Source organism: Kluyvera sp. NPDC087067 (genome assembly GCF_044745165.1).
Classification (GTDB): domain Bacteria; phylum Pseudomonadota; class Gammaproteobacteria; order Enterobacterales; family Enterobacteriaceae; genus Kluyvera.
On record NZ_JBIUZS010000001.1, the window covers coordinates 412,976 to 437,436 of the forward strand.

The 24,461-nt window shown below is 53.8% G+C and carries 23 protein-coding genes; 10 read left to right on the forward strand and 13 right to left on the reverse strand.

Annotated features, from left to right (window positions below; translation table 11 throughout):
- Nucleotides 1–82 precede the first annotated feature (82 nt).
- The 3 genes from ACIPDS_RS01850 to ACIPDS_RS01860 all read left to right on the forward strand — a co-directional run bounded on the left by ACIPDS_RS01850 (nt 83) and on the right by ACIPDS_RS01860 (nt 3,208).
- Nucleotides 83–1,435, forward strand: a complete 1,353-nt coding sequence (locus tag ACIPDS_RS01850) for an alpha-glucosidase/alpha-galactosidase (protein ID WP_400732177.1) — start codon at nt 83–85, stop codon at nt 1,433–1,435.
- 85 nt (nt 1,436–1,520) lie between these two features.
- The gene (gene melB, locus ACIPDS_RS01855; RefSeq protein WP_400732178.1) at nt 1,521–2,951 is read left to right on the forward strand and encodes a melibiose:sodium transporter MelB; all 1,431 of its coding nucleotides are present in this window, start codon (nt 1,521–1,523) and stop codon (nt 2,949–2,951) included.
- A gap of 2 nt (nt 2,952–2,953) precedes the next feature.
- On the forward strand, nt 2,954–3,208 hold the full coding sequence (locus ACIPDS_RS01860) for a SemiSWEET transporter (RefSeq protein ID WP_166514213.1): 255 nt from the start codon (nt 2,954–2,956) through the stop codon (nt 3,206–3,208).
- 72 nt (nt 3,209–3,280) lie between these two features.
- Here the strand turns inward: ACIPDS_RS01860 and ACIPDS_RS01865 are convergent, their stop codons facing one another.
- Nucleotides 3,281–3,904: a DUF2238 domain-containing protein gene (locus tag ACIPDS_RS01865; protein ID WP_400733394.1), complete on the reverse strand. Its 624-nt coding sequence runs from the start codon at nt 3,902–3,904 to the stop codon at nt 3,281–3,283.
- Between the two features lie 172 nt (nt 3,905–4,076).
- Between ACIPDS_RS01865 and lolC the strand changes: the two genes are divergently transcribed.
- From lolC to cobB, 5 genes are read left to right on the forward strand one after another with little or no spacing between them, the layout of a single operon-like run.
- Nucleotides 4,077–5,276, forward strand: a complete 1,200-nt coding sequence (lolC, locus tag ACIPDS_RS01870; RefSeq protein WP_400732180.1) for a lipoprotein-releasing ABC transporter permease subunit LolC — start codon at nt 4,077–4,079, stop codon at nt 5,274–5,276.
- Nucleotides 5,269–5,970: a lipoprotein-releasing ABC transporter ATP-binding protein LolD gene (gene lolD / locus ACIPDS_RS01875; RefSeq protein ID WP_400732182.1), complete on the forward strand. Its 702-nt coding sequence runs from the start codon at nt 5,269–5,271 to the stop codon at nt 5,968–5,970. Before lolC ends, lolD begins: the two co-directional genes overlap by 8 nt.
- Nucleotides 5,970–7,214: a lipoprotein-releasing ABC transporter permease subunit LolE gene (gene lolE / locus ACIPDS_RS01880; RefSeq protein WP_166514210.1), complete on the forward strand. Its 1,245-nt coding sequence runs from the start codon at nt 5,970–5,972 to the stop codon at nt 7,212–7,214. Before lolD ends, lolE begins: the two co-directional genes overlap by 1 nt.
- Before the next feature lie 60 nt (nt 7,215–7,274).
- Nucleotides 7,275–8,186, forward strand: a complete 912-nt coding sequence (gene nagK / locus ACIPDS_RS01885; RefSeq protein ID WP_400733396.1) for an N-acetylglucosamine kinase — start codon at nt 7,275–7,277, stop codon at nt 8,184–8,186.
- 12 nt (nt 8,187–8,198) lie between these two features.
- Nucleotides 8,199–9,023 carry a Sir2 family NAD+-dependent deacetylase gene (gene cobB / locus ACIPDS_RS01890; protein ID WP_400732183.1) on the forward strand — a complete coding sequence of 275 codons (825 nt, stop codon included), beginning with the start codon at nt 8,199–8,201 and terminating at the stop codon, nt 9,021–9,023.
- Between the two features lie 99 nt (nt 9,024–9,122).
- On the opposite strand, the gene potD is transcribed toward cobB, so the two are convergent.
- The 4 genes from potD to potA are packed head-to-tail and all read right to left on the reverse strand — an operon-like array spanning nt 9,123 to nt 12,951.
- Complete coding sequence (gene potD, locus ACIPDS_RS01895; RefSeq protein ID WP_400732185.1) at nt 9,123–10,169, reverse strand: spermidine/putrescine ABC transporter substrate-binding protein PotD; 1,047 nt, start codon at nt 10,167–10,169, stop codon at nt 9,123–9,125.
- Between the two features lie 16 nt (nt 10,170–10,185).
- Nucleotides 10,186–10,977, reverse strand: a complete 792-nt coding sequence (gene potC / locus ACIPDS_RS01900) for a spermidine/putrescine ABC transporter permease PotC (protein ID WP_400732187.1) — start codon at nt 10,975–10,977, stop codon at nt 10,186–10,188.
- A complete protein-coding gene (potB, locus tag ACIPDS_RS01905; RefSeq protein ID WP_400732189.1) occupies nt 10,974–11,831 on the reverse strand; it encodes a spermidine/putrescine ABC transporter permease PotB in 858 nt (285 codons plus the stop codon). The genes potC and potB overlap by 4 nt, the downstream gene beginning before the upstream one ends.
- Nucleotides 11,815–12,951: a spermidine/putrescine ABC transporter ATP-binding protein PotA gene (gene potA, locus ACIPDS_RS01910; protein WP_400732190.1), complete on the reverse strand. Its 1,137-nt coding sequence runs from the start codon at nt 12,949–12,951 to the stop codon at nt 11,815–11,817. Before potA ends, potB begins: the two co-directional genes overlap by 17 nt.
- Before the next feature lie 268 nt (nt 12,952–13,219).
- Between potA and pepT the strand changes: the two genes are divergently transcribed.
- Entirely contained in the window at nt 13,220–14,449 is a 1,230-nt protein-coding gene (pepT, locus tag ACIPDS_RS01915; RefSeq protein ID WP_166514204.1) for a peptidase T, read from the forward strand.
- A gap of 428 nt (nt 14,450–14,877) precedes the next feature.
- Here pepT and ACIPDS_RS01920 read toward each other — a convergent pair whose 3' ends face one another.
- From ACIPDS_RS01920 to rluE, 8 genes are all read right to left on the reverse strand, one after another.
- Entirely contained in the window at nt 14,878–15,999 is a 1,122-nt protein-coding gene (locus ACIPDS_RS01920; RefSeq protein ID WP_400732191.1) for a JmjC domain-containing protein, read from the reverse strand.
- Nucleotides 16,000–16,076: 77 nt separating this feature from the next.
- Entirely contained in the window at nt 16,077–17,540 is a 1,464-nt protein-coding gene (gene phoQ / locus ACIPDS_RS01925; RefSeq protein ID WP_400732192.1) for a two-component system sensor histidine kinase PhoQ, read from the reverse strand.
- Nucleotides 17,537–18,211 carry a two-component system response regulator PhoP gene (gene phoP / locus ACIPDS_RS01930; RefSeq protein WP_166514201.1) on the reverse strand — a complete coding sequence of 225 codons (675 nt, stop codon included), beginning with the start codon at nt 18,209–18,211 and terminating at the stop codon, nt 17,537–17,539. Before phoP ends, phoQ begins: the two co-directional genes overlap by 4 nt.
- 124 nt (nt 18,212–18,335) lie before the next feature.
- Complete coding sequence (gene purB, locus ACIPDS_RS01935) at nt 18,336–19,706, reverse strand: adenylosuccinate lyase (protein WP_166514200.1); 1,371 nt, start codon at nt 19,704–19,706, stop codon at nt 18,336–18,338.
- Nucleotides 19,707–19,709: 3 nt separating this feature from the next.
- Nucleotides 19,710–20,351, reverse strand: coding sequence for a high frequency lysogenization protein HflD (hflD, locus tag ACIPDS_RS01940; protein ID WP_166514199.1), 642 nt, complete (start codon nt 20,349–20,351; stop codon nt 19,710–19,712).
- 88 nt (nt 20,352–20,439) lie between these two features.
- Nucleotides 20,440–21,549: a tRNA 2-thiouridine(34) synthase MnmA gene (gene mnmA, locus ACIPDS_RS01945; RefSeq protein ID WP_400732193.1), complete on the reverse strand. Its 1,110-nt coding sequence runs from the start codon at nt 21,547–21,549 to the stop codon at nt 20,440–20,442.
- A gap of 53 nt (nt 21,550–21,602) precedes the next feature.
- A complete protein-coding gene (locus ACIPDS_RS01950; protein ID WP_400732194.1) occupies nt 21,603–22,064 on the reverse strand; it encodes an NUDIX hydrolase in 462 nt (153 codons plus the stop codon).
- A 129-nt stretch (nt 22,065–22,193) separates the two neighbouring features.
- Nucleotides 22,194–22,841 carry a 23S rRNA pseudouridine(2457) synthase RluE gene (gene rluE, locus ACIPDS_RS01955; RefSeq protein ID WP_400732195.1) on the reverse strand — a complete coding sequence of 216 codons (648 nt, stop codon included), beginning with the start codon at nt 22,839–22,841 and terminating at the stop codon, nt 22,194–22,196.
- Between the two features lie 214 nt (nt 22,842–23,055).
- Between rluE and icd the strand changes: the two genes are divergently transcribed.
- A complete protein-coding gene (icd, locus tag ACIPDS_RS01960; protein WP_166514195.1) occupies nt 23,056–24,306 on the forward strand; it encodes an NADP-dependent isocitrate dehydrogenase in 1,251 nt (416 codons plus the stop codon).
- Nucleotides 24,307–24,461: the final 155 nt, after the last annotated feature.

Here is a 24,461-nt window from a genome sequence, read left to right on the forward strand (position 1 = left end):
AATGCTCATCCGGGAAGCCGGAGGTTTTCACTCACCGCGCGTGCCACGATGAAGAGGTTAACTACTGTTCTGGAGAGTCACGATGACAGCACCAAAAATTACCTTTATCGGCGCGGGTTCAACCATCTTTGTTAAAAATATTCTCGGCGATGTTTTCCACCGTGAGGCGTTGAAGTCGGCGCATATCGCCCTGATGGATATCGACGAAACGCGGCTGGAAGAGTCGCACATTGTGGTGCGTAAGCTGATGGATTCTGCCGGGGCTTCCGGCCATATCACCTGCCACACCGACCAGCGCGCGGCGTTGCAGAATGCGGATTTTGTGGTGGTTGCCTTCCAGATTGGCGGCTATGAACCGTGCACGGTAACCGATTTTGAGGTCTGTAAGCGTCATGGTCTGGAACAAACCATTGCCGATACGCTGGGGCCGGGCGGCATTATGCGCGCGCTGCGCACCATCCCTCATCTGTGGCGGATATGCGACGATATGACCGACGTCTGTCCGAACGCCACTATGCTCAACTACGTCAATCCGATGGCGATGAATACCTGGGCAATGTACGCCCGTTATCCGCATATCAAGCAGGTCGGGCTGTGCCACTCGGTGCAGGGAACGGCGGAAGAACTGGCGCGCGACCTGGATATCGACCCGGCAACATTACGCTATCGCAGCGCCGGGATTAACCATATGGCGTTTTATCTGGAGCTGGAGCGCAAAACGGCCGATGGCAGCTATGTCGATCTCTACCCGGAACTGCTGGCCGCCTATGCCGAAGGCAAAGCGCCGAAAGCGAATTTACACGGCAATGAGCGCTGCCAGAATATTGTGCGCTACGAGATGTTTAAGAAGCTGGGCTACTTTGTAACCGAATCCTCAGAACACTTTGCCGAATACACCCCGTGGTTTATCAAGCCGGGGCGTGAAGATTTGATTGAACGCTATAAAGTGCCGCTGGACGAATATCCGAAACGCTGCGTGGAGCAACTGGCGAACTGGCATAAAGAGCTGGAGGAGTACAAAACGGCGGAGCGCATCGATATTAAGCCATCGCGGGAATACGCCAGCACCATCATGAACGCTATCTGGACCGGTGAACCGAGCGTGATTTACGGCAACGTGCGTAACGATGCGCTTATCGACAACCTGCCGCAGGGAAGCTGCGTTGAGGTGGCGTGCCTGGTGGATGCCAACGGTATTCAGCCAACCAAAGTGGGGGCGATACCGTCGCATCTGGCGGCGATGATGCAGACCAATATCAACGTACAGACGCTGCTCACCGAAGCTATTTTGACCGAAAATCGCGACCGGGTGTATCACGCCGCAATGATGGATCCGCACACCGCCGCCGTGCTCGGCATTGAGGAAATCTATGCGCTGGTGGATGACCTGATTGCCTCGCACGGCAACTGGCTACCGGCCTGGCTGCACCGTTAATTACGGCGACGCCGGGCGGTGAATCCGGCGTTTTACATCTCTAATAACATCAAGGCGGGCGCTGGTAACAGCGACCCGGTATCCTATGAGCATCTCTCTGAAAACAAAATTAAGTTACGGGTTCGGTGCATTTGGTAAGGATTTCGCCATCGGCATCGTCTACATGTATCTGATGTATTACTACACCGACGTGGTGGGCTTGTCGGTTGGCGTCGTCGGTACACTATTTCTGGTGGCGAAAATCTGGAACGCGTTCAACGACCCGATCATGGGCTGGGTGGTGAACGCTACGCGAACGCGCTGGGGTAAATTTAAGCCGTGGATCCTGCTCGGCACGCTGTTGAACTCGCTGGTGCTGTTTTTACTGTTCAGCGCCCATCTGTTTGAAGGCACCACGCAGGTGGTATTCGTCTGCATCACCTACATCCTGTGGGGCACGACTTATACCTTGATGGATATTCCATTCTGGTCGCTGGTGCCCACCATCACCCTCGATAAGCGCGAACGCGAACAGCTGGTGCCGTTCCCGCGCTTTTTCGCAAGCCTTGCCGGGTTTGTAACCGCCGGGATAACGCTGCCGTTTGTGAACTATGTGGGCGGTGCGGATCGCGGGTTTGGTTTTCAGATGTTCACGCTGGTGCTGATCGCGTTCTTTATTGCCTCGACGATTGTTACGCTGCGTAACGTCCATGAAGTCTTCTCATCAGACAGCGATGCCACGGCGGACAGCAGTCGTCTGTCGCTGAAATCCATTCTCGCGCTCATCTATAAAAACGACCAACTTTCCTGCCTGCTGGGAATGGCGCTAGCCTACAACGTGGCATCGAATATCATCACCGGTTTTGCTATTTACTATTTCACCTATGTGGTCGGCGATGCGGATCTGTTCCCGTACTATCTCTCCTATGCAGGGGCTGCCAACCTGCTGACGTTGATACTGTTCCCGCGTCTGGCGAAGGCGCTGTCAAGACGAGTACTTTGGGCGGGGGCATCAATTCTGCCAATGGTCAGCGGCGGCGTGCTGCTACTGATGGCGTTAGTGGGTTCAGCGAACGTATTGGTTATCTGTCTTGCGGGGATTTTCCTGAACATCGGCACGGCGCTGTTTTGGGTATTGCAGGTGATTATGGTGGCGGATACCGTCGATTACGGCGAGTACAAGTTTAACGTTCGTTGCGAAAGTATCGCCTATGCGGTGCAGACGATGGTGGTGAAGGGCGGGTCGGCGTTTGCCGCCTTCTTTATCGCGGTGGTGCTCGGGGTGATTGGCTATACGCCAAACGTCGCCCAGTCTACCGAAACCGTGCTCGGCATGCAGTTCATTATGATTGTGCTGCCTGTCGTGTTCTTTGCAGTGACGCTGGTGCTCTATTTCCGCTACTACCGTCTGAATGGCGATCAGTTGCGCAAAATTCAGATTCACCTGTTGGATAAATATCGCAAAGTGCCGACGCCAAACGCACCGCATGAGGTGCCGGTAAGTCCGCTTACCGTGACTCGCGATGCGCAGGCGTAACCATGGAGTGGGCTTCTTTGATTGGCTATGCGGCCGCATGCCTGACGACGCTGTCGTTCTTACCCCAGGCTATTAAGGTGATCGCCACCCGCAATACTCAGGGGATCTCCGGCCTGATGTACATTATGTTCGTTTGCGGACTGGTGATGTGGCTGATTTACGGCGTGATGATTGAGGATACGGCGGTGAGCATGGCGAACTTTTTAACCCTGCTGTTCGCCATGCCGATTCTGATTATCAAGTTTCGTCGCGGGTAGAGAAAAAATGCCGGATGGCGGCGTAAGCGCCTTATCCAGCCTACAGTGAGTATCCCGTAGGCCGGATAAGCGTCAGCGCCATCCGGCAGCTTTTAGCTGTCGACAATGCACGCCTGCCAGCAATATCACCGTGGTTAGCGCGCCCAGCAGGGCGCAGAACATATCCGATTGGGTATCCCACGGATCGCCCTGGGTGCCGAGGAAATCATCCGCCCCTTGTCCCATCGCCAGCGCCGCCCACCATTCGATAAGCTCATAGGTCGCGCTAATCGCCAGCGCCACGCAGCAGACCAGAAACGCCAGCATCTTACGCCCGCGTACAATGTGCCCACGTAGCAGAATTTCGCGCGTCGCCAGCGCCGGTACTAGCCCCTGGAAGAAATGGCCCAGTTTGTCGTACGGGTTCCGGCTGAGGTCAAACCACGCCTGCACATCAAAACCAATAGGCACCTTCGCGTAGGTGTACTGCCCACCGACCATCAATATGATGGCGTGAAAGAAAATCAGCGTGTAAAGCAGGGGTGTCAGTGGATAACGTTTGGCCGTTAACAGCAAAACGGGGACCACGATAATCACCGGGGTGACTTCCATTATCCAGGTCACTTTCTCGGCGGCGTTAACGCCGGTATAAATCAGAAAAAGTGCAAGCAGCAGCGCGCCAGCGGCTAACAACACAGGGTTCAGGGTGCGGATCATCATGAATTCGCAAATAAAGGGAAAACATCACTATTGCCCGTTGTGGTGAAAAATTCAATCACCGTGTTGTATTGTCAGCCAATGTCAGGCTTGCGCTTACGGTTCAGTCATTTACCCATTCCGCTTTCGCTTATATACTCGTGCTTCTGCTATCAGCAACCAGACGGATTACATGTATCAACCTGTCGCACTATTTATTGGCCTGCGTTATATGCGTGGGCGAGCAGCGGACCGTTTCGGTCGCTTTGTTTCCTGGCTGTCGACTATCGGCATTACGCTTGGCGTAATGGCGCTGGTCACCGTCCTTTCGGTGATGAACGGCTTTGAACGCGAGCTGCAAAACAACATCCTGGGGCTGATGCCGCAGGCCATTCTGAGCGCCGATCAAGGCTCGCTGAACCCACAAAAATTCCCTGAACAAAGCGTTAAGCTGCAAGGCGTGACGCGCGTTGCGCCGCTCACGACCGGCGATGTGGTGCTGCAAAGCGCGCGCAGCGTCTCGGTGGGGGTGATGCTGGGTATTGACCCGGCACAAAAGGATCCGTTGACGCCGTATCTGATTAACGTTAAACAGGCTGACCTCGTGGCCGGAAAGTATAACGTTATCCTCGGCGAACAGCTGGCCGGACAGTTGGGCGTTAACCGCGGCGATCAAATCCGCGTGATGGTGCCGTCCGCCAGCCAGTTCACCCCGATGGGGCGTTTGCCTAGCCAGCGCCTGTTTACGGTGATTGGTACTTTCGCAGCGAACAGCGAAGTCGACGGCTACCAGATGCTGGTAAATATTCAGGACGCGTCGCGCCTGATGCTTTACCCGGCAGGCAACATTACCGGCTGGCGTCTGTGGCTGGATAAACCGTTGCAGGTGGATACCTTAAGCCAGCAAACGCTGCCAGAAGGCACAAAATGGCAGGACTGGCGCGAGCGCAAAGGCGAGCTGTTCCAGGCCGTGCGCATGGAAAAAAACATGATGGGCCTGCTGCTTAGCCTTATCGTCGCCGTGGCGGCGTTTAACATCATCACCTCGCTTGGTCTGATGGTGATGGAAAAGCAGGGCGAGGTGGCGATTTTGCAAACCCAGGGGCTGACGCGGCGTCAAATCCTCACCGTATTTATGGTGCAAGGAGCCAGCGCAGGCGTAATTGGTGCGCTGCTGGGCGCGGTGCTCGGCGTCTTGCTCGCCAGCCAACTGAATAATTTAATGCCGATTATCGGCGCGCTTCTTGATGGTGCGGCACTGCCGGTTGCCATTGAACCGCTGCAGGTTATCGTGATTGCGCTGGTGGCCATGGCCCTTGCGCTGCTGTCAACGCTGTACCCTTCCTGGCGCGCTGCCGCCACTCAACCCGCTGAGGCTTTACGTTATGAATAAGATCCTGTTGCAATGCGACAACCTGTGCAAACGCTATCAGGAAGGCAACGTGCAAACTGATGTTTTGCACAATGTCAGCTTCAGCATTGATGAAGGCGAAATGATGGCGATCGTCGGCACATCCGGCTCCGGGAAAAGTACGTTGTTACACCTGCTGGGCGGGCTGGACACGCCGACTTCCGGCGATGTGATTTTCAGCGGTCAGCCGATGAGCAAGCTCTCCTCAGCCGCAAAAGCTGAACTGCGTAACCAGAAACTGGGCTTTATTTATCAGTTTCACCATCTGCTTCCGGACTTTTCTGCCCTTGAAAACGTGGCTATGCCGCTGCTGATTGGCAAAAAGAAAACGGCTGAAATCAACGAGCGGGCGCTGGCGATGCTGAAAGCGGTGGGTCTTGACCACCGCGCCAGCCACCGTCCGTCTGAGCTCTCCGGCGGTGAGCGTCAGCGCGTGGCGATTGCCCGCGCGCTGGTGAATAACCCGCGCCTGGTGCTGGCGGATGAACCGACCGGTAACCTTGATGCCAAAAACGCCGATAGCATTTTCAAACTGCTCGGCGAGCTCAATCAGTTGCAGGGTACGGCGTTTTTAGTGGTCACCCACGATCTGCAACTCGCCAAACGGATGGGACGCCAGCTGGAAATGCGTGACGGCCATTTGAGCGCTGAACTGACCCTGATGGGAGCGCATTAATGGCTCCGTCGCTTTCGTTACTGATTGGCCTGCGCTTTAGCCGCGGACGTCGGCGCGGCGGCATGGTGTCGCTGATTTCAATCATTTCCACGGTGGGTATCGCGCTGGGCGTGGCGGTACTGATCGTAGGCCTTAGCGCGATGAACGGTTTCGAGCGCGAGCTGAATAACCGTATTCTGGCGGTGGTACCGCACGGTGAAATTGAAGCGGTTAATCAGCCGTGGGAAAACTGGCGCGGGGTGTTATCTAAGGTCGAAGCGGTGAAGGGCATTGAGGCCGCAGCACCGTATATCAACTTTACCGGCCTTATTGAGAGTGGCAGTAATCTGCGCGCAATCCAGGTCAAAGGCGTTGATCCGCAGCAGGAAGCCAGACTTAGCGCGCTGCCGAGCTTTGTGCAGGGCGATGCCTGGGCCAATTTTAAAGCCGGTGAGCAGCAGATTATTCTCGGTAAAGGGGTTGCGGATGCGCTGAAGGTGAAAGCCGGTGGCTGGGTGTCGATTATGATCCCCAATTCCAACGCCGAACATAAACTGTTGCAGCCTAAACGCGTGCGTTTGCATGTGGTCGGCATTTTGCAACTCAGCGGCCAGTTGGATCACAGCTTTGCCATGATCCCCATGCAGGATGCGCAACAATATCTTGATATGGGTGAGAGTGTTTCCGGTATCGCCATCAAAGTGAAAGACGTGTTTAACGCCAACAAGCTGGTGCGTGACGCGGGTGAAGTGACCAACAATTACGTCTATATCAAAAGCTGGATTGGCACCTACGGCTATATGTATCGCGATATCCAGATGATCCGCGCCATCATGTATCTGGCGATGGTGCTGGTTATCGGCGTGGCCTGTTTTAACATCGTCTCCACGCTGGTGATGGCGGTTAAAGACAAAAGTAGCGATATTGCGGTACTGCGCACATTGGGCGCCAAAGACGGGCTGATCCGCGCTATTTTCGTATGGTATGGTTTATTGGCTGGTCTGTTTGGCAGCCTGTGCGGCGTGGTTATCGGCGTTCTGGCTTCGCTGTATCTGACCGACATTATTAACTGGATTGAAAAACTTATTGGTCACCAGTTCTTATCTGGCGACATCTATTTTATCGACTTCCTGCCGTCTGAGTTGCACTGGCTGGATGTCGTTTACGTGCTGGTCACGGCACTGTTACTGAGTTTGCTGGCGAGCTGGTATCCCGCCCGTCGCGCCAGCCGTATTGACCCAGCGAGGGTGCTGAGTGGCCAGTAATTTGACGTCCTGACCGCGTGGCGTTGCTGCTGCGCGCGTCAGTTAGAGGAATGAACAATGATGCATTATGGATTTGACATTGGCGGCAGCAAAATCGCGCTGGGCGTATTTGATTCATCGCGCCAGCTTCAGTGGGAAAAACGCATCCCCACCCCGAAAGAGAGCTATGACGCGTTTCTGGAGGCGGTCATCGGGCTGGTGGTAGAAGCCGACGAGCGTTTTCAGTGTCGGGGCACGGTAGGTATCGGCATCCCCGGTATGCCGGAAACCGAGGGCGGTTTGCTGTACGCCGCGAACGTCCCGGCGGCCTCTGGCAAGCCGCTGCGTGCGGATTTAAGCCGCCTGCTGGACAGAGACGTGCGTCTTGATAACGACGCCAACTGTTTTGCCATCTCCGAAGCCTGGGACGACGAATTTACCCAATATCCGCTGGTGATGGGGCTGATCCTTGGCACCGGCGTCGGCGGTGGTATCGTGCAAAACGGTAAATCGATTACCGGTCACAGTTATATCACCGGCGAATTTGGTCATATTCGCCTGCCGGTTGATGCACTGGAGGTGGTAGGGCGCGATTTCCCGCTCACGCGCTGCGGCTGCGGTCAACATGGCTGTATCGAAAACTATTTGTCCGGCCGTGGGTTTGCCTGGCTGTATAACCATTTCTACCAGCAGTCACTGACCTCGCCGGAAATCGTTGCCCTGTGGCAGCAGGGAGACGCTAACGCCCGTGAACACGTCGAGCGTTATCTGGATCTGCTGGCCGTGTGTCTGGGTAATATCCTGACCATTGTCGACCCGGATTTAGTGGTGCTCGGCGGTGGATTATCTAATTTTTCAGCGATCGCCGATGGATTAGCGCAACGCTTACCGCGTCATTTACTCCCTGTCGCCCGACCGCCGCGTATTGAACGTGCGCGACATGGCGATGCAGGTGGAATGCGCGGCGCAGCGTTTCTTCATCTCACCAACTAACATGGAGTCGATATGCAGTCGCGCCGCTTACATCGATTGAGCCGTTTTCGGCGGAATAAACGTCAGCTGCGCCAGCGTCTTCGCCAGCGTACATTTTTCGCGGACAGAGCTATGTCAGATAAGACAGAAAAACCGAGGGTATTGGTGCTGACCGGGGCCGGTATTTCGGCAGAGTCAGGGATCCGTACTTTCCGTGCGGCCGATGGGTTATGGGAAGAACATAAAGTGGAGGACGTGGCGACCCCGGAAGGCTACGCGCGCGATCCTCTGCTTGTGCAAAACTTCTATAACGAACGACGTCGGCAGCTGCAACAGCCGGAGATTGCGCCCAATCCGGCGCACCTTGCGCTTGCCAGGCTTGAAGAAGCGCTGGGCGATCGCTTTATGCTGGTGACGCAGAATATCGATAATTTGCATGAGCGCGCGGGCAATAAAAACGTGCTGCATATGCACGGTGAGCTGCTGAAAGTGCGTTGTACGCAAAGCGGTCAGGTATTCGACTGGCCGGGGGAGCTATCGGTTGATGAGCGCTGCCACTGCTGTCAGTTCCCGGCGCCGCTGCGACCGCATATCGTCTGGTTTGGTGAAATGCCGTTTGAGATGGACAATATCTACCTGGCGCTGTCGATGGCGGATATTTTTATCGCCATCGGCACGTCCGGGCATGTTTACCCGGCGGCGGGGTTTGTTCACGAAGCCAAACTGCACGGCGCGCACACCGTGGAGCTCAATCTTGAACCCAGCCAGGTGGGCAGCGAGTTCGAAGAAAAGCATTATGGTTTAGCCAGTGAAGTGGTACCGGCTTTTGTGGAAAATCTTTTAAACGATCTGAAATGATCTCTGACCGGTAGGCCGGATAAGGCGGTTATGCCGCCATCCGGCAATCTGCTCTGCATTGCCTGATGGCGCTACGCTTATCAGGCCTACCATTTCGGATTAACGTCCAGCTTTTAGCTTCTGATAATACTCTTCGTACAGCGTGCTGGTGCTGCCAACATCATTCTGCCATTCACCATTTTTAATCGTTTCGGCATCAGGGTAGAGCGATTTATCGTTAGCAATCTCCGGGCTTAACAGCTTACGCGCAGCCAGGTTTGGCGTAGGATAACCGACGGTTTCCGCAACCTCTTTAGCCACGTCTGGACGCAGTAAGAAGTTAATCAGCTTCAGCGCGCCTTCTTTATTTTTGGCGTTGGCAGGAATGGAGAGGCTGTCCATCCAGAAAATGCCGCCTTCTTTTGGCCATACCACTTGCAGCGGCGCACCGGCCTGACGGGCAACGAACGCCGAACCGTTCCACACCATCCCCAGATTAACTTCACCTTCCAGATACGGGTTGGCAGGGTTATCGGAGTTGAACGCCGCGACGTTTGGCATCAGTTTGCGCAATTCCTGATAAGCCGCCTCAATCTCTTTTGGAGCGGTGGTGTTACCAGAATATCCCAGCTTGCGTAAAGCAATCTGGAACACTTCGCGCGCATCATCGGTTAATAACAGGCTGCTTTTGTATTCCGGTTTCCATAAATCGGCCCAGCTTGTCACCGTTTTAGGGTCAATGACGTCGCTGTTAACGCCAATCGCCGTGGCGCCCCAGATGTAGGGAATCGAGTAGTCATTGTTAGGATCGAAAGGCTTATTCAGCATCTCCGGGTCGAGATTGCCAAAGTTGCTCAACTGGGTTTTATCAATTTTCTGGATCATCCCTTCTTTGCGCATTTTGTCGACAAAGTAAGTGGATGGCACGACCAGATCGTAAGCCCCATTTTTATAGGTTTTGAGCTTGGCATACATGGTTTCATTCGACTCGTAAGTGGAATAGATAACCTTGATACCTGTCTCTTTGGTGAACTGTTCAAGCAGCCCCGGCGGCACATACTCCGTCCAGTTGTAGAAGTAGAGCGTTTTGCTATCGTCCGCGTGGGCGGCACCCATGGTGAGTGCTAAAGCGCCTGCCGCGAGCAGGTGGCGTGACCATTTCATCATTTTATGTCCCCTGAGGTTAGTGCCTGACGTTCAGGCTTTTGGTTTTATCACGTGCAATTAATTGGCTGAGAACCACCATCAATAGCGACAGTACCAGCAAAATGGTAGCGAGCGCATTGACTTCCGGTGATACGCCAACTTTCACCATCGAGTAGATCTTAAGCGGCAAAATTTCATAGCCTGGACCGGTCACAAAAGAGGAGACCACAACGTCATCCATCGACAAGGTGAAGCTCAAAAGCCAACCGGCGGCTACCGCGGGCAGCGCCAGTGGGAGAATGATCTTGCGCAAGATGGTGAACTCGCTGGCGCCCAGATCTTTAGCCGCCTCCAGCATGCGCACATCAAAGCCTTTTAGCCGCGAGTAGACGGTCACCACCACAAACGGCAGGCAAAAGGTAATGTGCGAGAACAGCAGCGACCAGAAGCCAAGCTGAATGCCCAGCAGCATAAAGAGCACCAGCAAGGAAATCGCCATCACGATATCCGGCGACATCATCACCACGAACAGCATGCCGCTGACGAAGGGTTTGCCGCGAAAGCGATAGCGATAAAGCGCGACCGCGGTCAGTGAGCCAATTAATGTCGCGGCGGTGGCCGAGAAAATAGCCATCGTCAGCGAGTGCTGGGCCGCTTGCAGCAGGCTGTCGTTGTTCATTAACAGGCTGTACCACTTGGTGGTGAAACCTTGCCAGTTGATGCCAAAGCGCGAGCTGTTAAACGAGTTGACGATTAAAATGATAATCGGAATATAGAGATACGCATAAATGGCGGACATAAACCCACCGCGCAGCAGTTTACCTATCATTCCAGTTCCACCTTTTTATTGAGCAGTCTTGATGCCCGCCAGTACACCAGCAGCATAAGCCCCATCACTACCGTCAATGTAATGCTGGTGGCTGCCCCAAATGGCCAGTCGCGAATATTGAGGAACTGGCTCTTAATGACGTTACCAATAAGCAGGTTTTTCGCGCCGCCCATTAAGTCCGAGACATAGAAAAGGCCCATCGCGGGAAGCATAACCAGCAGACATCCGGCGATAATGCCCGGCATGGTCAGCGGCAGAATAATGCGGATAAAGGTCTGAAATTTGTTGGCCCCAAGATCCTTTGCCGCTTCCAGTAACGGTTTATCGAGCTTTTCGATGCTGGAATACAGTGGCATGACCATAAACGGCAGCAGGATATACACCAGTCCAATGATAACCGCGCTGGGCGTAAACATGATGCGGATTGGCGTATCAATCACGCCCAGCCACAGCAGGAATTCATTGAGGTAGCCTTTGGTGCTGAGAAAGATTTTTAGCCCATAGATGCGAATCAGTGAATTTGTCCAGAACGGTACAATCAACAAAAACAGCAGCAGTGGACGCACCTTTTGCGGCAGACGTGCCAGAAACCAGGCAAACGGGTAGCCCAGTATCAGGCACGCCAGCGTGGCGATAATGGCCATGTTGAGTGAGTGCAGCAACACCTCAGCGTACAGCGGGTCGAGCAGCCGGGCATAGTTATCCAGCGTAAAGACCATCTGGACGAAGTTGGCATCGTCGCGCGTCAGGAAACTGGTGCCGATGATCATCAGGTTGGGCAGGAACACAAACAGCACAAGCCAACCGACGATGGTGGCAATCACCATATTCTGGAACTTACTTGTGCTCTTCATCTGCCAGTACGACCTCCCAGCTTTCAACCCAATTAATGGCCATCTTCTGGTCAAGTGAATGGTCAAAATCGGGGTCATCTTCATTGAAGAACTCACTGACGATAACCATTTTGCCGTTTTCCAGCTCAACCACCGACTCAAGGGTCATCCCTTTATAGTTACGCTCGCGAACGTAACCAATAAGCCCTTCAACCTCAGTGCCATCGTGAATCTCATCAACGCGTAGATCTTCAGGGCGCAAGAGTACGTTAAGTTTTTGCCCTGGCGTCACCGGGAAGTTGACGTCGATGTTGCATTCACGGCCTTCCACGAGGGCGCGGACGCGAAGATTGTCGAGGCGTTCAATGACCGTGGCGCTAAAGATATTGATCTCGCCAATAAAGCTTGCGACAAACAAATTTTTCGGCTCTTCGTAGATTTCACGCGGCGTGCCGTCCTGCTCGATTTTGCCGTCGCGCATCACCACAATACGGTCAGACATGGTCAGCGCTTCTTCCTGATCGTGCGTGACGAACACGAAAGTGATCCCAAGCTTACGCTGCAACGCTTTTAATTCGTTTTGCATCTGCTTTCGCAGCTTGTAGTCGAGCGCGGAGAGGGATTCGTCTAGCAGTAGCAGGCTGGGTTTGTTGACCACCGCGCGAGCAATGGCCACGCGCTGCTGCTGACCGCCGGAGAGCTGGTGCGGTTTACGTTGCGCAAACTCTTCTAACTGCACCATGCGCAGCGCATCGTTGACGCGGGGAGGGATGTCGCTGGCGGGCGTTTTTTGCATACGCAGGCCGAAGGCAACATTGTCGAAAACCGTCATATGGGGGAAAAGCGCATAGCTCTGAAAGACCGTGTTGACGTGACGATCTTCAGCAGGCACCTCTGTGATGTCCTGATTTTCCAGATAAATTTGTCCGGCGTCGACACTTTCCAGACCGGCAATAAGCCGAAGAACGGTTGTTTTACCGCAACCGGAGGGGCCAAGCAGCGTGAGAAACTCGCCGTTGTTGATAGTCAAATCCAGATCCGAAATGACCGTTTTTCCATCGAAGTCCTTGCGAATCCCCACCAGTTGCACCAGCGGTGACAGCGAACGCGATTTTGTATTCAATTTATTACTCTGTCCCATGTAAACGCATCGGAAAGCGTGTCGATGCGGGGTTTGTGGTTAACCACCTTTAGACGTTTAGAGGTCTGAAATGTATTAATAAGGGCTGGCATTCTACGGCAAACGATACCCAATCGCCAATCCTTGTCTAAGCTACGTGTATGTATCTACATATAATAGCTGTGGTTTGGCGAAAAAAATCGTCTTTGCCGGACTAAAAGTGACCTGACGCAATATTTGTCTTTTCTCGCTTATTGATAATGTTGTCACAAAAAGAGAGGGTGGCTACATGGATAAATTGCTCGAACGTTTTTTGCAGTACGTTTCACTGGACACGCAATCGAAGTCTGGCGTGCGTCAGGTACCGAGTACCGAGGGACAATGGAAGCTGTTGAACCTGCTCAAAGAACAGTTAGAAACAATGGGACTGGTCAACGTCACCCTGAGTGAGAAGGGTACGCTGATGGGCACGCTCCCTGCCAACGTTAGCGGTGATATCCCGGCGATTGGATTTATTTCCCATGTTGATACCGCACCTGATTTCAGCGGTAAAAACGTCAACCCACAAATTGTTGAAAACTATCGCGGCGGTGATATTGCGCTGGGTATTGGCGATGAAGTGCTGTCGCCGGTGATGTTCCCGGTACTGCATCAGCTGCTTGGTCAGACGCTTATCACCACCGATGGCAAAACGCTGCTCGGCGCCGATGATAAAGCGGGCATCGCGGAAATTATGACCGCGCTGGCGGTGATGAAAGAAAAAAATGTGCCGCATGGTGATATTCGCGTGGCCTTCACGCCGGACGAAGAGGTCGGCAAGGGCGCGAAACATTTCGATGTCGCGGCTTTTAACGCTCAGTGGGCCTACACCATCGACGGTGGCGGCGTCGGCGAACTGGAATATGAAAATTTCAACGCAGCGTCCGTGACCATCAAGATTGTCGGCAATAACGTCCATCCCGGCACCGCAAAAGGGGTGATGGTCAACGCGCTGTCGCTGGCCGCGCGCATTCATGCCGAAGTGCCTGCGGATGAAAGCCCGGAAAAGACCGAGGGCTATGAAGGTTTCTACCATCTGACCAGCATGAAAGGCTCGGTGGATCGCGCTGAAATGCACTACATCGTGCGCGATTTTGACCGCAAGCAGTTTGAAGCGCGCAAACGCAAAATGATGGAAATTGCCAAGAAGGTTGGCAAGGGGCTTCACCCGGATTGTTATATTGAGCTGATTATTGAAGACAGCTACTACAACATGCGGGAAAAGGTGGCCGATCATCCTCACGTGGTAGATATCGCCCAGCAGGCAATGCGCGACTGCGGAATTGAACCCGACATGAAGCCAATCCGCGGCGGAACGGACGGTGCCCAGCTGTCATTTATGGGACTGCCATGCCCGAACATTTTCACCGGCGGCTATAACTACCACGGCAAACACGAGTTTGTGACGCTGGAAGGGATGGAAAAAGCAGTGCAGGTGATTGTACGGATTGCTGAGTTGACGGCAAAACGCCAGCGGTAAGATTCGATGTAAACCCGGAGTCGGCGTCCCGCCACGTAGCCCGGCCAAGCGCAGCGCCGCCGGGATTGGGCACCGAGCCTCCCCGGAGTCGGCGTCCCGCCTCGTCCGGGCTACCAGCGACAGCATTGTAGGCCTGATAAGCAGAGCGCCATCAGGCACAACAGCATAAATGCCGGATGGCGGTTTCACCTTATCCGGCCTACATCTGTAGCTAGCCCGGCCAAGCGTAGCGCCGCCGGGATTGGGCACCGAGCCTCCCCGGAGTCGGCGTCCCGCCTCGTCCGGGCTACCAGCGACAGCATTGTAGGCCTGATAAGCAGAGCGCCATCAGGCACAACTGCATAGATGCCGGATGGCGGTTTCACCTTATCCGGCCTACATCTATTGCTAGCCCGGCCAAGCGCAGCGTCGCCGGGAAGTCTCGCAGTTTACTCGGCGAAGAACCAATACCCGCTGTTCACCAGCGCCGCCAGCATGGCCAGGAACGATGGATCGTCCAGCGCCTCGCCGAAGTGCTGGCTTTCTAACATGATGCTTCCTGCCATCGCATCCAGCGCCTGACGGTGCGGAGAGTCGACTTTCTCGCCGTTAACAAAGAAATCATCACCGATGCGAATCACCCGCAGGCCGCCTAAACGTTGCAGCATGTCGCCTTGTTGCAGCGCATCATAAATCTCATCGGGCTGATACGGAGGTTCCGGCGGAGCAATATCCAGCTCATGTCGTGACTGGCTGATAAACTCGCCCAGCCACTGCTGGAAATGTTCCGGCTGTCCGATTAGATCCAGCATCATCCCGCGCAGACGCTCTACCTCTTCCGGCAGCAAATCCGCTGGATGGTCGCGCGAGGGCACATCAGGATCGCTATAGTGCTGATTGCCCAGATCGCGCTGCAACACATAGTCAGCGAAACCGCTAATCAACTCACGGCTGTTCGGTGAACGGAAGCCCACGGAATAGTTAAGCGAGTTTTCCAGCGCATAGCCTTCATGCGGGAAGCCGGGTGGAATATAGAGGATGTCGCCGGGTTCCATCTCTTCATCGATGATGGCTTCGAACGGAGCAACCTGTAACAGATCGGGATGCGGGCAGTGCTGCTTCTGTACGGTCTTTTCACCCACACGCCAGCGACGACGGCCGGTACCCTGGATAATAAAGACGTCATATTGATCAACATGCGGGCCTACGCCGCCGCCCGGCACGGAGAATGAGATCATCAGATCGTCCAGACGCCAGTCGGGCAGGGTGCGGAAAGGGCGCATCAGCGCGCTAGAAGGTTCGTGCCAATGATCCACGGCCTGAACCAGCAGCGACCAGTTGCTTTCACCCAGATGATCGTAACTTTCAAATGGGCCATGTTTAACCTGCCATTCCCCGTCGAGGTGGCTCACCAGTCGGCTATCGACTTCGTTTTCCATCGCCAGACCGGCCAGTTCATCGGGTGAAATTGGGTCAATAAAGTTGGCGAACCCGCGTTTGAGCACAACCGGACGTTTTTGCCAGTAGCGCGCCATAAAATCGGGCCAGTTGAGCGTTAAGTGATATTCCATATTAATATTTCCGCAGCAGGTGTATGACCGGATTATACCTTCTTATTCACAAAACTACCCTGCTGCGGTAACACTATTTACCCTTCGTGACTATCCACATCCTGGTGGCTGAAAATAACCTCCATTTTTGACCCGCCGAGCAGGCTATCGTGAGTCACGATGCGCCCATCGTACTGCTCCACAATATCGCGGACGACGGCAAGCCCAACGCCTTGCCCAGGACGCAGCGTATCGGCGCGCTGGCCTCTATCAAAGACGATATCGCGCTTACCCTGTGGAATTCCGGGGCCGTCATCTTCAACGATGATATGCAGGTCATTGCCGTTCTGGCGGGCGGACACCTCCACGAACTCCAGGCAATATTTGCAGGCGTTATCCAGAAGATTGCCCATCACTTCCATAAAGTCGTTCTTCTCGCCAATGAAGACAATCTCGGGTGAGATATCCAGCGTAATATTGACCCCTTTACGCTGATAGACCTTATTTAGCGCGGAGATCAGGCTGTCGAGCAGTGGCGCCACCGGATGCAGCTCACGGCTCAGTAACGTGCTGTCAGTGCGCATACTGGCACGATGTAGGTAGTAGCCAATCTGCTGGGAGATACGGCTGATTTGCTCAAGCATGACCGGTTCGGCTTCGCTAACGCTAATTTGCTCGCTACGCAGAGAGCGCAGTGAACTTTGTAATACCGCCAGCGGCGTTTTGAGACTGTGGGTAAGATCGGTCAGGGTAGTGCGATATTTGTCGTAACGTTCACGTTCGCTCTTTAATAACCGATTGAGATTACGTACCAGGCTCGTGAGCTCGCGGGTGGTCTCGGAATTCAGATGCTCGCGATGATGCTCTTCCAACTCCCGTACCTCACGTGTGAGCGCGGCGATGGGGCGAAGGCTCCAGTGTGCGGCGACCCACAGCAGTGGAATGACAAGCAGCAGGTTGGCGACCAGCACATAAGAGAACCAGTTCCAGACCATATAGGAACGCTTAAGCTCGATAGGGATGGTGTCCACCACCACAATCACCACGGCGGGCATCAGGCGAGTCGCGGGGTAACTGTTGACGGCGACGGAGTGAGTCATCTCCGAATCATCGCCCTGGAGGCGCATTTCAGTCAGCTCTTTTTGGATTTCGTGATCGTTTCGCAATAGCGAGCTGGTGGAATCCACGTCGGCTTCGATTTCATAAAAGCCGTTGCCCCTAAGCCAGTCCGGCCTGATGCGGTTAACCAACCAGGGAAGATCTTTTTGCTGCCACAACAACTTACCGTGGGCGTCATAAATCAGCGCTACCGTTGGGCTTTGCATGCTGAGATTATCGGGAATATCGACGCTAAGCTTATTGTTTTCCCATTTGGCTAAGGTATAGAACAGATTACTTTCACCGCGCAGCAGGCGAAATGTCGTCTTATCGAAGCTGACGCTATACCCGACCAGCGCCACCATGCCATAAGAAAGCGACAACACGATAACTACGGCGGCGGTCGCGAGCAGAAAACGCACCCGCAGCGACAAGGGAAAAATGTGCCGACGAAGATTTCTCATGCGCGCAGTTCAAATAAATAGCCCTGACCACGCACGGTAATGATCACGTCGTGAGGATACTGAGTCTGAATTTTTTTACGTAAACGCCCCATCAGAACATCAATAGTATGGCTTTCGCGTAATTCGGCGTCCGGGTACAGCTGCAACATGAGGGCATCTTTGCTGACAACTTTACCGTTGTTGCGAATCAGCGTTTCCATGATGGTGTATTCGAAAGCGGTCAGTTTTATGACCTCGTCATTAATGGAGAGCTCGCGGCGTGAAAGGTCAACCTGGAAGGGCGGTAAGGAGATAACCTGTGAAGCGTGCCCGCTGTTACGGCGCATCAACGCCTGCATCCGCGCTGAGACTTCTTCAATATGGAAGGGTTTGGTGACGTAGTCGTCAGCGCCCGCGCTCAGCACTTCAACTTTGTCCTGCCAGCCTTCGCGGGCGGTCAGCACCAGAATAGGCAGTGAAATATCATGGCTGCGCCAGCGGCGAATCAGCGACAAGCCGTCTTCATCCGGCAACCCTAAATCGACGATAGCAATATCGGGAACATGTTCTCCCAGATAATAATCGGCTTCTTTCGCATCCTCTGCGGCATCTACCTGATGGCCCATATCCTGGAGCTGAACTTTCAGGTGGTGACGTAACAGAGCGTTATCCTCTACGACGAGTACGCGCATACTGTATCTCCATTTAATTAATAACATGAATATATTAACGCCGATTATGGCGTTGTGGAGATAAACATTGATTAAATTATCAGGCGTTTCCCCTCCTTCAGAGCGAAGGAGGGGAAGGTTGAAATTATTTCAACTCATCAACCATGGTGGTCGCACGGCCAATATAGTTCGCTGGCGTCATGGCTTTAAGGCGGGTTTTCTCTTCTTCTGGCAGCGCCAGACCGTCGATAAACTGCTTCATGCCCTCGGCGTCAACGCGTTTGCCGCGCGTCAGCTCTTTGAGTTTTTCGTAAGGCTTTTCAATGCCATAACGACGCATGACGGTCTGAATCGGCTCCGCTAACACTTCCCAGTTATGGTCCAGTTCATCCAGCAGACGATCGCGGTTCACTTCCAGCTTGCTCACGCCTTTCAGGGTGGACTGATAAGCGATCACGGCATAGCCGATACCCACGCCCAGGTTACGTAATACGGTGGAGTCGGTCAGGTCGCGCTGCCAGCGGGAAACCGGCAGTTTGCTCGCCAGATGCTGCAGAAGTGCATTGGACAGACCCAGGTTGCCTTCGGAGTTTTCGAAGTCGATCGGGTTAACTTTATGCGGCATGGTGGATGAGCCAATTTCACCCGCAATAGTTTTCTGCTTGAAGTGGTTCAGCGCAACGTAACCCCAGACATCGCGATCGAAGTCGATAAGGATGGTGTTGAAACGGGCGATGCAGTCAAACAGCTCGGCGATATAGTCATGCGGCTCGATCTGCGTGGTGTACGGGTTCCACTGAATACCCAGCGACGTGACGAACTCTTCGCTGAACTGGTGCCAGTCAACGTCCGGGTAAGCGGCGATGTGGGCGTTATAGTTACCGACCGCACCGTTGATTTTACCAAGAATTTCAACCTGTTCTAACTGACGGAACTGGCGCTCCATGCGGTAAGCCACGTTGGCCATCTCTTTACCGATGGTTGACGGCGTAGCCGGTTGACCATGGGTACGTGAGAGCAGGGGGATATCGCGATACTGCACCGCCAGATCTTTAATCGCATCGATAACTTTACGCCAGTAGGGCAGGACAACTTCCTCGCGGGCGGTTTTCAGCATCAAGGCGTGGGACAGGTTGTTGATGTCCTCAGAGGTGCAGGCAAAGTGGATAAACTCTGACACGGCGTGCAGCTCAGGCACGGAGGCAACTTTTTCTTTCAGGAAATACTCAACTGCCTTCACATCGTGGTTAGTGGTGCGCTCGATAGTTTTAATACGGGCGGCGTCTTCTTCATTGAAGTTAGCCACGATGCTATCAAGGTAACCGTTTGCGTCGGCAGCAAAAGCTGGAACTTCCTTGACGGCTGCGTGTGCGGCCAGCTTTTGCAGCCAGCGTACTTCGACTTGTACACGAAATTTCAGCAAACCGTATTCGCTGAAAATCCCGCGCAGCGCGCTGACTTTATCGCCGTAGCGTCCATCGACAGGGGAAACGGCGGTCAGTGAGGATAATTCCATAGATCATAACTCCGGGGTTAAATGAGCAAGAATTTGTTTGGCCTGAGTAGTCAGGCGATTACGAGAAAACATCAGCTGCAGGCGGCCACCGCCGACCTGGTGCCACAGTACCGCCGCGCGGATACCGGCCAGTAACGAGGCGCGCACTTTGGCTTGCACCTGTGGGCTTTGTAAAACGGCAGGGGAGCCGGTGACCTGAATGCGTGGGCCAAGCGGGCTAATCACATCGACATAAATTCCCGCCATGGCGCTGAGGAGGGTTTCTGACTGTAAGTCAAAATGGTCCAACTGGCGTTGCAGACCGTTAATTTGGTTGCCGAGCGTATCCATCGCGCCTTTGGCTGCGGCAAGCTTACGTTCAAGCACCATTAAACTCAGCGTGTAGCGGGTGAGTTCAGCGTTCAGGCCTTGTCGGCTGCTGGCATTCAGCACGCCAAGCAGGGTTTCAAGGCCAAGGCGAAGATTGGCTTCACTGCCACCGAAAACGCCCAGCGTGGAGTCTGGGTTGAGATCGATAACGCTGTTTAGCGAGACGTGGAGCGCGTCGCCGTCACAGTGCCCCTGATGGGCCAGTTGCTGCACCAGACGGGCGGACTGGCAGATGCCGGCCAGCGCCAGGGTGATGTCATAATAATTCTTCGCCACGCTCACTCCTTGTTGGCGCCTGCCCGACGTCGCGATGTCTGACAGGCTACGTTGAACCTCCGCAGGTGCGGGGTCACGCTCAATATTGTTAGGCTACCGGCAGCGGCAAGCGCTGCTCAATGACGCCGCCGCCGAGGCAAATTTCACCGTTATAGAACACGGCGGATTGACCAGGGGTGACGGCGGCAACAGGTTCATCAAAGCGAACCTCAATACGTTCTGCGTCCAGCGCGATCACCGTGCAAGGGATATCCGTCTGGCGATAGCGGGTTTTGACGGTACAACGGAAAGTACCGGTGACCGGTTCGCGGTCAACCCAATGTAACTGCTGGGCAATTAGCCCAACGGACATCAGACGCGGGTGGTCGTGACCCTGAGCCACAACCAGAATGTTGTTCTCGACGTCTTTATCAACCACGTACCATGGTTCTTCGCTGCCTTCTTTAATACCACCGATCCCAAGGCCTTTACGCTGGCCCAGAGTGTGGTACATCAGCCCCTGATGGCTGCCGATCTCTTCACCATCAACGGTGATGATCTTGCCCGGCTGTGCGGGCAGATAGCGACCGAGGAATTCGCGGAACTTGCGCTCGCCGATAAAACAGATACCGGTGGAGTCTTTTTTCTTCGCGGTGATGAGATCCAGCTCTTCGGCGATCTTACGCACCTGCGGCTTCTCAAGTTCACCCACCGGGAACAGGCTTTGCGCGACCTGATCGTGACCCAGGGTATAGAGGAAGTAGCTCTGATCTTTATTGCCGTCCAGGCCGCGCAGGAGCTGGCTTTTACCGTTTACGTCAGCGCGACGCACATAGTGACCGGTAGCAATATAGTCCGCCCCCAGATCTTCAGCGGCAAACTCGAGGAAGGCTTTAAATTTGATCTCTTTGTTGCACAGAATATCCGGGTTAGGCGTGCGGCCCGCTTTGTACTCTTCCAGGAAGAGTTCAAAAACGTTGTCCCAGTATTCGGCGGCGAAGTTCACCGTGTGCAGCTCAATGCCGAGCTTATCGCAAACCGCTTGCGCATCGGCCAGATCGGCTGCAGCAGTACAGTATTCCTCGCCGTCGTCTTCCTCCCAGTTCTTCATGAACAGGCCTTCTACCTTATAACCTTGTTGCAATAACAGGTAGGCGGAAACGGAGGAATCTACACCGCCGGACATGCCGACGATCACTTTTTTCTGGCTTTCTGACATAGGAATACTCACGACATTGGACTTCAAGGCGGCATATTCTATCACGCAGCCTTTTACTTGACACCCTCTGTAAACGGCCAGTTAAATTCGCCAATAAGCGACAGCGGATAGCGGGCATCCTGCTGATAGCTGCGGATGCTTTCCGCAACCAGCGCAGAACGAAGATTCTTCGCGTTAAGAATTTCCTCAGCGCTTAGCCACAGGCAGCGGTCAATATCGCTGTCGTGCGGTTCCGTGGCGCACATTTCGCTAAGCTCAACCACAAACAGAAAGCGTAAAAAAGGCGTTTTGTCAGGCGCAATCCACTGATGAACCCGCAGGAAATGCTGCGGCGTGGCGCTAATTCCGGTCTCTTCCCAAAGCTCACGACGGGCGGCCTGGACGAGCGTTTCATCCGCTTCCAGATGACCGGCAGGCTGATTCCATAGCGCTTTATTGTTAATCGTCTCTTCAACAATCAGAAATTTGCCTTCAGCGTGGACCACACAGGCAACGGTGACATGGGGCTTGAACATGCGGCATCCTTATCGGGTGAGTAGAGGATAAGGATATAAAGAAGAGAAGGGAGAAATCAAACTGGCATGGCTGACGCTCATTATCACCATCGTGAGCGCGGAGAATTTCCCGCGCTCAGCGGCGGATAATCAGGCATCTCGCCATTGTCCGTTTGGCAGATTGTCCAGCGTGTAATCCCCCATGGCGTAGCGGATCAACCGTAGCGTCGGATAGCCAACATGCGCCGTCATGCGTCTGACCTGACGGTTGCGCCCTTCATATAGCGTCACTTTTAGCCAGGCGGTAGGAATGGCTTTTCGCTCGCGAATGGGGGGCGTACGCGGCCATAACCATGCGGGTTCGTCAACGCGCTCAATACCGGCGGGTAACGTCGGGCCATCGTTAAGCGTCACACCGTTGCGGAGTGCTTCCAGCGCTTCATCCGTCGGCTCCCCCTCAACCTGCACGTAGTAAATTTTACCCGTCCGTTTGCCCGGCTGCGTGAGTCTGGCCTGTAGCGCACCGTCATTTGTTAACACCAATAGGCCTTCGCTGTCGCGATCGAGCCGTCCGGCGGCGTACACATTTTGTACGGGAATAAAATCTTTTAGCGTGCTACGTCCCGCTTCATCCGTAAATTGCGGCAAAACATCATAGGGTTTATTAAACAAGATAACGCGTTTTGGTTGGTTATCTTTACGTTGTTTGGTTGCTTGTCGTGAGCTGAATCGCTCAAGCTGGTTTTTTCTAAATGAAGTCTTAATCATAGTATTTTCAGGCTTTATAGATTCGCGCATTATAGCCTAATAACGTGAGTCTTTCATGGCGCCAAACAATCAGGTAGTATTGACAGGCTTATTACAAAACATTAACAAAAATGCTCAAACTCTTTGTGTTGCAGGAAGACGGTAAGACAGTGCATCTCCGGGTAGACGGAATGGGCGTAGTAGCGGCAACAACCTGTGGCGTAAAGGATGACGAGCACACCAGTAGCGCTCGAAGGAGAGGTGAATGGAAAGCAAAGTAGTTGTTCCGGCGGAAGGTCAAAAAATCACCCTGAAAGACGGCAAGCTGAACGTGCCACACAATCCGATTATCCCATTTATTGAAGGCGACGGTATCGGCATTGACGTGACTCCGGCAATGCTCAAAGTGGTTGATGCCGCTGTTGAAAAAGCCTACAAAGGCGAGCGTAAAATTTCCTGGATGGAAATTTACACCGGGGAAAAATCTACCCAACTCTACGGCCAGGACGTCTGGCTGCCAGCCGAAACGCTGGATCTCATCCGCGACTACCGTGTTGCAATCAAAGGTCCTCTGACGACGCCAGTTGGCGGCGGTATCCGTTCCCTGAACGTTGCCCTGCGCCAGGAACTGGATCTCTATGTTTGCCTGCGTCCAGTTCGTTACTATCAGGGCACCCCAAGCCCGGTTAAACACCCAGAACTGACCGATATGGTTATCTTCCGTGAGAACTCAGAAGATATCTATGCGGGTATCGAGTGGAAAGCGGATTCCGCTGACGCCGAGAAAGTGATCAAATTCCTGCGTGATGAAATGGGCGTGAAAAAAATTCGCTTCCCAGAGCATTGCGGTATCGGCATTAAGCCGTGTTCAGAAGAAGGGACCAAGCGTCTGGTGCGTGCGGCGATTGAATACGCTATCACCAATGACCGCGATTCTCTGACCCTGGTTCACAAAGGCAACATCATGAAGTTCACCGAAGGCGCGTTCAAAGACTGGGGATACCAGTTGATTCGCGACGAATTCGGCGGCGAACTGATTGATGGCGGCCCATGGCAGAAGATTAAGAACCCGAACACCGGCAAAGAAATCATCATTAAAGATGTGATCGCCGATGCATTCCTGCAGCAGATCCTGCTGCGTCCTGCTGAATACGACGTTATCGCGTGTATGAACCTCAACGGTGACTACATCTCTGATGCGCTGGCCGCTCAGGTGGGTGGTATCGGTATCGCCCCAGGCGCTAACATCGGTGACGAATGTGCGCTGTTTGAAGCGACCCACGGTACTGCACCGAAGTACGCAGGCCAGGATAAAGTGAACCCAGGTTCTATCATCCTGTCCGCTGAAATGATGTTACGTCATATGGAATGGTTCGAAGCCGCTGACCTGATTGTTAAAGGTATGGAAGGCGCTATCAACAACAAAACCGTGACCTATGACTTCGAACGTCTGATGGAAGGCGCTAAACTGCTGAAATGTTCAGAGTTTGGTGACGCGATTATCGCGAATATGTAATCCAGATTCTGGGTTAGAAGAGAACGGGAGCCGGTTGGTTCCCGTTTTTGTATTAGCCTTTTAATTTTTCTATAACGTATTTAGCACAACTCTACCAACATTCTCTCGTACGGCCATGCTCGAGCATTTTCGCGTATTAAATTTTGCGATGAGCA